This is a genomic window from Streptomyces sp. 8N706 (assembly GCF_052245415.1).
GTDB lineage: Bacteria > Actinomycetota > Actinomycetes > Streptomycetales > Streptomycetaceae > Streptomyces.
The window spans coordinates 1-8,509 of record NZ_JBQQBW010000183.1 but is presented as its reverse complement, the minus strand read 5'-3'; the positions used below and the strand labels follow the sequence as shown (position 1 = coordinate 8,509).

At 71.5% G+C, this 8,509-nt stretch carries 8 protein-coding genes; 2 read left to right on the top strand and 6 right to left on the bottom strand.

Going from position 1 to position 8,509, the window contains the following annotated elements:
• The 4 genes from ACTWQE_RS32990 to ACTWQE_RS32975 all read right to left on the bottom strand — a co-directional run.
• Positions 1-925: glycosyltransferase family 2 protein (locus tag ACTWQE_RS32990; protein ID WP_443332770.1), on the bottom strand; the 925-nt coding region annotated here is incomplete at its 3' end.
• Positions 922-1,794, bottom strand: a complete 873-nt coding sequence (locus tag ACTWQE_RS32985; protein WP_443332769.1) for a glycosyltransferase family 2 protein — start codon at positions 1,792-1,794, stop codon at positions 922-924. The genes ACTWQE_RS32990 and ACTWQE_RS32985, both read right to left, overlap by 4 nt.
• A 398-nt stretch (positions 1,795-2,192) precedes the next feature.
• Positions 2,193-3,287 (bottom strand): GNAT family N-acetyltransferase, encoded by a 1,095-nt coding sequence (locus tag ACTWQE_RS32980; protein ID WP_443332768.1) that lies wholly within the window; start codon positions 3,285-3,287, stop codon positions 2,193-2,195.
• A 1-nt stretch (position 3,288) separates the two neighbouring features.
• Positions 3,289-3,639, bottom strand: a complete 351-nt coding sequence (locus ACTWQE_RS32975) for a hypothetical protein (protein WP_443332767.1) — start codon at positions 3,637-3,639, stop codon at positions 3,289-3,291.
• 393 nt (positions 3,640-4,032) lie between these two features.
• Here ACTWQE_RS32975 and ACTWQE_RS32970 point away from each other — a divergent pair, with 393 nt between their 5' ends.
• Entirely contained in the window at positions 4,033-4,839 is an 807-nt protein-coding gene (locus tag ACTWQE_RS32970) for an SGNH/GDSL hydrolase family protein (RefSeq protein ID WP_443332766.1), read from the top strand.
• Between the two features lie 382 nt (positions 4,840-5,221).
• Complete coding sequence (locus ACTWQE_RS32965) at positions 5,222-5,500, top strand: hypothetical protein (RefSeq protein WP_443332765.1); 279 nt, start codon at positions 5,222-5,224, stop codon at positions 5,498-5,500.
• Between the two features lie 28 nt (positions 5,501-5,528).
• Here the strand turns inward: ACTWQE_RS32965 and ACTWQE_RS32960 are convergent, their stop codons facing one another.
• Both ACTWQE_RS32960 and ACTWQE_RS32955 read right to left on the bottom strand, forming a co-directional pair.
• Entirely contained in the window at positions 5,529-6,737 is a 1,209-nt protein-coding gene (locus tag ACTWQE_RS32960; protein WP_443332764.1) for a CaiB/BaiF CoA transferase family protein, read from the bottom strand.
• A 446-nt stretch (positions 6,738-7,183) separates the two neighbouring features.
• Positions 7,184-8,377: a type ISP restriction/modification enzyme gene (locus ACTWQE_RS32955; protein WP_443332771.1), complete on the bottom strand. Its 1,194-nt coding sequence runs from the start codon at positions 8,375-8,377 to the stop codon at positions 7,184-7,186.
• Between the last annotated feature and the right edge of the window lie 132 nt (positions 8,378-8,509).

The following is an 8,509-nucleotide window of genomic DNA, read 5'->3' as shown; positions in this document are numbered from 1 at the left end:
TGACGATCGTCGCCGCGCGGCCGGCCCCTGCGAGCCGGCCGCGCACCGCATCCCGAGGCCCCCGCGCGATGCCCGCGGGCAGTACGCGCGTGGCGTACCGGCGTTCGGTCTCCAGTCCGGCCTGCGCTCCCACGCTCCGCGTGACCAGCGCCTTGGACAGCCCCTCGGCATAGGACCGGCGGCGGAAGTAGGCGAACCGCTCCCGTGCGTGCGGAACCTTGTGGTGGATCACCGCACGGTCGTCGATCAGCAGCACGGCGTCCGGGCGGGCGCGGGTCAGCCGGATGCACAGCTCGGTCTCCTCGCAGCCGAGCGGCCGTCGGTCGCCGTCCCGGCCGATGCCCGTGGCGAAGCCTCCGGCCGCATCGAAGGCCTCCCGCCGGAAGGAGGCGTTGCCGCCCAGGACGTTGCGCACCCGCACCCGCCCGGGCGGCAGCCCTCGGTACGTACAGCCGACGACCCAGTCGAACTCCTCCGGAAACCATCCGGGACGGCGGCCGGAAGCCCAGGACGGAAGCGTCCGTCCGCCCACCGCCATCACCTGGGGATCCCTGTATCCCTCCGCGAAGTGCCGCAGCCAGTCAGGCTCGGCGACCGCGTCGTCGTCGAGGAAGGCGATCACCTCACCGGACGCCGCGGCGATACCGGTGTTGCGGCCCGCGGAGAGGCCGCGGGGGCCCGCGTTGGCGAGCACCCGTACGTCCTCCCTCGCGTACCGCTCGGTGAGCCGGTGCAGCAGTGCCTCGTTGTGGTCGACCACGAGGAGCGTCTCGAGCGCCGGAAGGGACTGGTCGCGCACCGATCGGACGGCCGCGAGGATGTCGTCCCAGCGGGCCTCGGTGTACACGCAGATCACCACGGAGATATGCACCGGGACATGGACCGAGGGATGCACCGAGGCATGCACCGGGTCGCGAGCGGTCAAGACACCTCTCCCCGGCTCACGTTCGGTGCGATGACGAACGGACGGCGGCGCGGCCGCCGCTGTCTCCGCTCGCGCAGAATGACCTTGAGGACCCGGAGCCCGTCGCGTACGGCGCGGAGGTTGCTGGCGCCGTGGATGCGGTTGTACTCGTGGCTCGGGATCTCCTGGACCCTCAGACCCGCCTTCACGACCCGGATGTTCATCAGGGTCTCGACCTCGAACCCGGCGCAGTCCAGCGCGATCTCGTCGAGGCATCGCTTCCAGAAGGCGTTGTAGCCGTAGCAGAGGTCGGTGTAACGGGCCCCGAACTTGGCGTTCACCATGGCCGTGAGGACGCGGTTGCCGAGCTTGCGGACCGGTGTCATGTCATCGGTGCCGCCGCCGTTGGCGAACCTGGAGCCCTTGGCGAAGTCCGCGCCGCCGACGAGCGCCGAGACGTACGAGACGATCTCGCCGCCGTCGGCCGAGCCGTCCGCGTCGACCATGACCACGATCTCGCCGGTGCAGGCGGTGAACCCGCTGATGAGGGCATCTCCCTTGCCCTTGCCTCGCTGTGGCACGACCTTGACCCCGGGCCACAGCTCACGGGCGACCCGCACGGTGTCGTCGGTGGAGTTCCCGTCCACCAGGACGACTTCGTGAATCCACTCGGGCAGCGACATGAACACGTACGGCAGATTCTCCGCCTCATTCATCGCGGGAATCACCACACTCACCGGTGGTGCGATCGCGAGATGCGAGGAGACCGGCCGGTACTGGCTCGGTATTCGGCCGAGACGGATCTCCGTAGGAGATCCGTCCGTTGGAGATTCGTCCGCCGAAATGCAGGGATCTTCGTCCGGTGTGACCGGGCGTAAGAAAGAGCTCATGATTCTTCGTCCCTCTCGTCCGGTGGACCGCCCGCCCAGGCGGTCCGATGGTGTTTCCGGTTCGAAAGGGGGGTCCTCACCCAGGGCAGGACGGCATGAAGCACCGTTCGGCATGGGTGAGTTGGCATGGTGAGCCGGCCGCGCGGCACGTACCCCGGTCGCCTTGCGGCAGCCGTGTACGGCACCCCCCTACCGCGCCCCGCCCCGGACCCGTCGCGACGTCGGAGCCCCTCCCCTGGAGCCGCTTGCATGACGGACCGATGCGGTTAGATGTATGACAGTATTGATAATTGGGACTCTATGGCAAGACCTGGACTACAGGGTCACTTTTTTGCATTTTTTGTCTTTTGTTCTTACTCGGTCATATGGAGTTTTCTCTTCCTTGACCGGCTCCGGTCTCAACGGCCTGATCGAATACGACCGATCTGTTTAAGAAGGCGATCCGCCGGCTCGAACAGCTCCGGACGGCCGGTCACGGTGTTCCGCAGTGCCCGCAGCGGTGCGCGCCGCGCCCGATAGCCCACCGCCACGGGGTGGCGCCGCATGACCCAGCCCTCCGAGACGCTGAGATCGCGTGTCTTGAGGGAGTCCTTGTACTCCTTCGCGCCCCGCCCCAGATCGAGGTGGGACATGCCCTCCCGGGCCGCGCCCTCGGCCATCCGCAGATGCAGGACGAGTCCGGGGGAGAACTTCGCGTACGCCGGGTCGTACGCCGGGAACCAGCAGGCCAGAACGCGTTCCGAGCGCAGCCCGAAGTGGGCCGCGACCGGGCGCCCGCCCGCGTACAGCACCGACAGCAGCCCGGCGAAGGCCGGCGTCCGGGTGTGGAACAGCTGCTCGACGAGCTGGTGGATCCACGGCCGGGAGAAGCGGTCGCTGCGTCCGGTCCTGCGGTACTGCGCGGACTTCCAGTCGATCAGCGTGCGCAGTACGGCCGGGTCCCGCTCGTCGTGCACATACCGCACCTCGCCCGCGTCCCGGCCGAGCTTGCGCTCCTTGGCGAGCGTGGTGCGGGTGAATTTCGGCGACTGCGCGCGCAGCACGGCCAGATAGGAGTCGTACCCCTGCTCGATGTCGATCACCGGGGAGGCGTACGAGCCGGTGGCACCCGACTCGAACGGCTTCTGGCCCTCCACCAGATGGTCGAACTCCCACACCGACAATCCGCAGGCCTGGAGCAGGTCGCGGGCGTCCCACTGGAAGCCCGGCCGGTGGACGAGGCCCTGGCAGTCGGAGACGCCGAGCGCGACCGCACGGCCGATCCCGGCGGGGGACCGCTGATACGGGAAGAACGCCACCGGTTCGCCGTCCTCCCGGATCACCGCGATCCGTACGCCGCGCCGGCTGCGGGCCACGGCGAGCGTGAACTCCGGGGAAAGGAAGGGGTTGGCCAGCTGCGGGCTGCCGAGCAGCGGAGCCTGTGACTGGGCAGCGGTCCACGCCGCCCGGTCGGCGTCTGTCAGTTCGCCCGGGCGGTACACGCGTATGTCCACGTCAGGAAGTCCGAGTTCTCGCCGCGCGGCCCAGGCGCCGCGCGAAGGCCGGCAGGAAGAGAAGCAGGCTGAGCACGGCGACCGCCACGACCCCGCCCCGGACCGACCAGATGTGCAGCGCCAGCATGGTCTGCGCGGTCAGCAGGTTCACGGCGAGCGCGCCCGCCACCGCCACCACGCTCCGGCTCAGCGGATCGAGCCCGGCCAGGGCGGCCGCCACGGCGACCGCGGGTGCGGCGATGAGAAAGAAGAGCGTGAACGGCGCGCGGAGTGGCGAGGCCACATCGGCGAGCGCGAGCACCGCGCCGACCCCTCCGATGCCGACGGCCGACCCCGCCAAAAGGGGGAACACGTCCCCGATGGCGGATCTGTTGTCACTGACGGTCTGCATTGGCGACTTTGCCCCCCGAAGCGCCGGATGCCGGGCTTCAATGTCGCGCAACCGGCGGACGCGCGTCAAGATGCGGAGACCGTGTGCAGACGCCCCGCTCCCCAGGGCCCGGTGTGCCTGCGCTCTGTCAACTTCCGTTCGCTGCAGGGGAGATGCGCCAGACCGTCTGTGCTGGTCGGCGAGGCGGGGCCGTTCGGGGTGAGGGTCGGAGCGAGCCCGCGGGGCGTCTTGTGCGCCTCATGCTGTGAAAATCACAACAAGACCCCCGGATCAACAGTTTTGACATGGACACTTCCCGTCTTGGTTGGGCGCTGCTACGACAGATGTGGCAGAGGTCCTGCTAAGGGAGGTTCCATGAAACTGTCCCGATTTGCGGCCGCCTTGTCCGCAACCCTTCTGACCGCCGCGCTCGCCCTCACCGGGGCGGGCGCGGCACACTCCGCCGAACAGACGGCCGCACTCCACTATGTGGCCCTCGGCGACTCGTACTCCTCCGGCCTCGGTGCCGGGAGCTACGACAGTGCCAGTGGTGCCTGCAAGAGAAGCACCCGCTCCCACCCCGCCCTCTGGGCCGCCGCGCATGCACCCGCGTCCTTCTCCTTCACCGCGTGCTCGGGCGCGCGTACGGGTGATGTGCTCTCCGGCCAGCTCGCCCCCCTCAACGGCTCCACCGGACTCGTCAGCATCAGCATCGGCGGCAACGACGCCGGATTCGCCGATGTGATGACGACCTGTGTGCTGAGCTCCGAGAGCACCTGCCTCCAGCGTGTCCAGCAGGCCCGCCAGTACGTCGCCACCACGCTGCCCGGCAGGCTCGACCAGGTCTACTCCGCCATCAGCAGCAAAGCCCCCGCCGCCCGGGTCGTCGTCCTCGGCTACCCCCGTCTGTACAAGCTCAACGGAAGCTGCATCGCGGGCCTCAGCGAGAACGAGCGGTCCGCGCTCAACGCCGCCTCCGACGACCTCAACGCCGCCACCGCCAAGCGCGCCGCCGACCACGGCTTCACCTTCGGCGATGTGACCAGCACCTTCACCGGCCATGAGATCTGCTCCAGCGACCCATGGCTCCACAGCGTCACCATCCCGGTCGAGCACTCGTACCACCCCACGGCCGCCGGACAGTCCGGTGGCTATCTGCCCGTCCTGAGATCCCTGGCCTGACCGCACAGCCGCGCGCCGTCGCACCGGAGGAGGCCCCGCCGGCCGAGGCCTCCTCACCGGCCGTCCGCGGTGAGGCGTCCTCGGCGGGACTTCCTCGGAGAGCCGCGTGGCCGCCGGGGGCGTTCGGCCGGGACGTCACCACCCACCCTGGCCGGAATCACCCCGCAGCGATACGCTCCGGAACAAACCGCCGGTATCGGTTCGGCCACTGCACGACGGACAACCTGCTGCGACGGCGGACGAGTTCGGGATCGGTCCGGGCCCGTGACGTCAACCCCCTTGCGAGGAAGGTGAATCGGGGGCCGCGGATGCGTGGGTGACGCGACGGGGCGGTAGGGTTAACCTGCCCGGGCCGGGTGCCCTCGTTTGGGTGGGGAGTCTCATGGAACAGATAGCAATGCGGAGCAGGGCTCGAGTACCTGCCATCAACTGCGGAAGCAGCGCGTCCAGCACGCGCCTCGACCGCCATCTCGCCGTGCTGGCCGGTCCCGCCGTGCCGGAGTGCGAGGCGGAGGAGGCCACCCTGCTGATGCGCGAGATAGCGTCGCGTGACGTGTCGCGGACCGGTTCGAGCAGAGGGGCGCGGGCGCGAGTCTCCCGGGTCTCGCTCTTCGCGCCGTTGCGGCGGCTGCGCCGCTCGCTGTTCGGCAACCGCGGCTGATCGCTCCCGTCCCCCTGCCCAGCCGGCCCTAGGCGATCACACCGTCCCGGCGTAGCGCGGCGACCTGCGCGCCCGTCATCCCCAGGGCGCGCAGCAGCGCTTCGGTGTGTTCACCCAGCGCGGGCACGGCACCCATCCTCGGCGGCTCGCCGCCGGGCAGGGTGACCGGGGGGAGCAGGGCACGCAGGGGACCCTGCGGTGAACCCACCTCCCGCCACCGGTCCCTGGCCGCCAGCTGGGGATGACCGGCCAGTTCGGCCACCCCGTTGAGCCGAGCACAGGCGATCCCCGCCCGCTCCAGCCGCCCGATCGCCTCCTCGGCCGTCAGCGTGGCCAGTGCCTCCGCCACCGCCGCGTCGGTCTTCGTACGGTGGCGGGTCCGGGCCACGTTGGTCGCGTAGTCCCGGTCGAGGGCCAGCTCGGGCCGCTCCAGCACCTGTTCGGCCAGCCGCCGCCACTCACGGTCGTTCTGCACGGACAGCAGGACCAGCGGGCCGTCGGCCGTCGGATAGGCGTCATAGGGCGCGATGACGGCGTGCGCGACACCGGTGCGCGCCGGTGGTTCACCTCCGTACATCCCGAAGTACAGCGGATGCCCCATCCACTCCGCGAGCGCGTCGAACATCGACACCTCCACCGGCCCGCCCCGTCCGGTGACCCCGCGCCGCAGCAGGGCCGCGAGCACTCCGGAGAAGGCGTACATCGCGGCGGCGATATCGGCCGCGGGGATCCCGGCCTTCACCGGCTGATCGGGGGTGCCGGTCACTGAGACGAGCCCGGCCTCGCACTGCACGAGCATGTCGTACGCCCGCTTGTGCGCGTACGGACCGTCCGGCCCGTAGCCGGAGATGTCGACGGCTACGAGCCGGGGGTGTCGGGCGCAGAGCGTCGCGGCGTCCAGTCCGAGCCGGGCCGCCGCGCCCTGCGCGAGGTTCTGTACGAAGACGTCCGCGTCCGCCACCAGCCGGTCCAGGATGTCGCGGCCCCGCGGCTCCTTCAGATCGAGCGCGATCGACTCCTTGCCCCGGTTCGCCCAGACGAAGTGCGAGGCCAGCCCCTGTACGGCGGTGTCATAGGCGCGCGCGAAGTCCCCGCCGTCGGGCCGCTCGACCTTGACCACCCTGGCGCCCAGATCGGCGAGCTGACGGGTGGCGAAGGGTGCGGAAACGGCCTGTTCGACGGCGACGACGGTGATCCCGTCGAGGGGGAGGGGCTGGGGCGGTGCGGAATCGTTCATGGATCCGGTCCTATCGCGCCGACGGCACCTTTGTCACCGCCCCCGGTCAGCCGGTGGCCGGTGTGCGCGGCGGCAAGGCAGCTCCGGGAGGTACCGGCCGCCGCCGTCCCCGGCCGACACCTCACGCGGCCGCGACCACCGTCGACGCGACCACCGGTGAGTCCTCGGCCGGCCGCGCCGGGGGGTGCCGTTCGGCGGCCCGGCGGCTACGCCCCCAAGTCCTGTCCGGCAAGGAGCGTCGTCCGCCGCAGGACGGGGCCCACGGCTCCCCCAGCCACCGTTGGGTGGGGCCCACGGCCGAAGGCTGGGGGAGAGCGTGCTCGTAGTGGGCTACTCGGATGCTCCGAAATGGAGCAGACGGGCGCGCATGGGGCGCCCCCGGATGAAGTCTGGGCACGTCGTGGGATCGGGCGGGATGGTCAGGGCACCTGCCCGGGGCCTCCGTATCACAGCAGGGCGAACTGGCCGTTCGGGCCTTCCTCGTGGTGGTCCAGCACGGAGGCCGGGTGGCGGGCCGCGGCGGGGACGGGCAGCACACCGGCCTCGCGCAGCTCGGCGGCCGTGAGCGGCGGGCCTTCGGCGAGCCGCCCGGCCAGCCGCTCCCGTTCGGGCTCGAGCTCGGCGAGCAGGGCGAGCACCGTGATCAGTTCGAGGAGTTCGGAGGTCCACTCCTTGAGCCAGGCGGCGGGCCGGACCGCCTCCAGCGCTCCGGCAGGCGCCGGGGAGGTGCGGCACGCGAACCAGTGCTCGAGCACCCGCACCCCGCCCGCGTGGAAGTCCCAGGCCGCGGCCGGGACCGGGGAGATACGTCCCGTGCCGACACCAAGAGCCTTCTCCTCGGGGTCGTAGTGCAACGACTCGGGCAGGGCGCGGCGGTCGGCGGGGATGGCGGAGCGGACGTACGGGCGGCTGCCGCCGGGCAGTTTGGGGCGGTCGTCGGGGGACGTGGCGCAGCGTGCGCCGTGGGTGTGCAGCCACAGCACCCGGCGGCCGAGGGCCACTCCCTCCTCCCAGACGGCGGCTGAGCCGGTGAGTGGCACGGCACAGCCGTCCGGACGGCGTACGGCCGCGGCGGCCACCCAGGCGAGGAAGTCCTCGGCCGGGACCGGCCGGTCGAGGCGGCGGGCGAGGTGCTCCGGCAGGCCGGGCGCGAGATTGGGCTCACGGCCGCCGGGGCGGCGGTGGAGCGGGCGGATCCGGCCCGGTCGTGCGGCGGGGGAGCGGCCGTCCGGCAGCAGGGCGGAGAAGACGAGGACGGGGCCGGGGGCCTGCGGTACGTGACCCTGCTCGACGGTGAAGATCTGCCGCTCGTCGGCCACCCGCCACAGTTCCGGGCGGGCCGCGTCGATCAGCCGGTGGTCGGGGATCAGCCATTGCCGGTCGAAGGGGCCGTGCAGGACCCGGACCGGTGCCGGGCAGGGTCCGGCGTCGCCGTCGAGCGGTCCGGTGGGCGAGGCGTGGCCCGGGAGCTGGGAGACCGCGGTGTGCGGTGTGCGGGACCGGGTGGGCTGGAACAGGGCAGCGCGTTCGTCCTCGTCCGCGGCCCGGGCCAGGCGGTCCCAGCGGGCTCGGAGGGAGGCGGGGTCGGGAGCGAGCGGCCAGGCCCGGCCGGTCCGCAGCGGGGCGACGGACCAGGGCATGAGGTCCGCGAGCAGTGGGGGGCCGTCCGCCGGAGCGTGGTCGTCCGGTGCCAGTGCGGGGTCGTCCGCCGGGTTGTGGTCGTCCGGTGCGGCGCCCGGTGCGGGTACCCGCACCCCCGCCGTGGGGGAGCG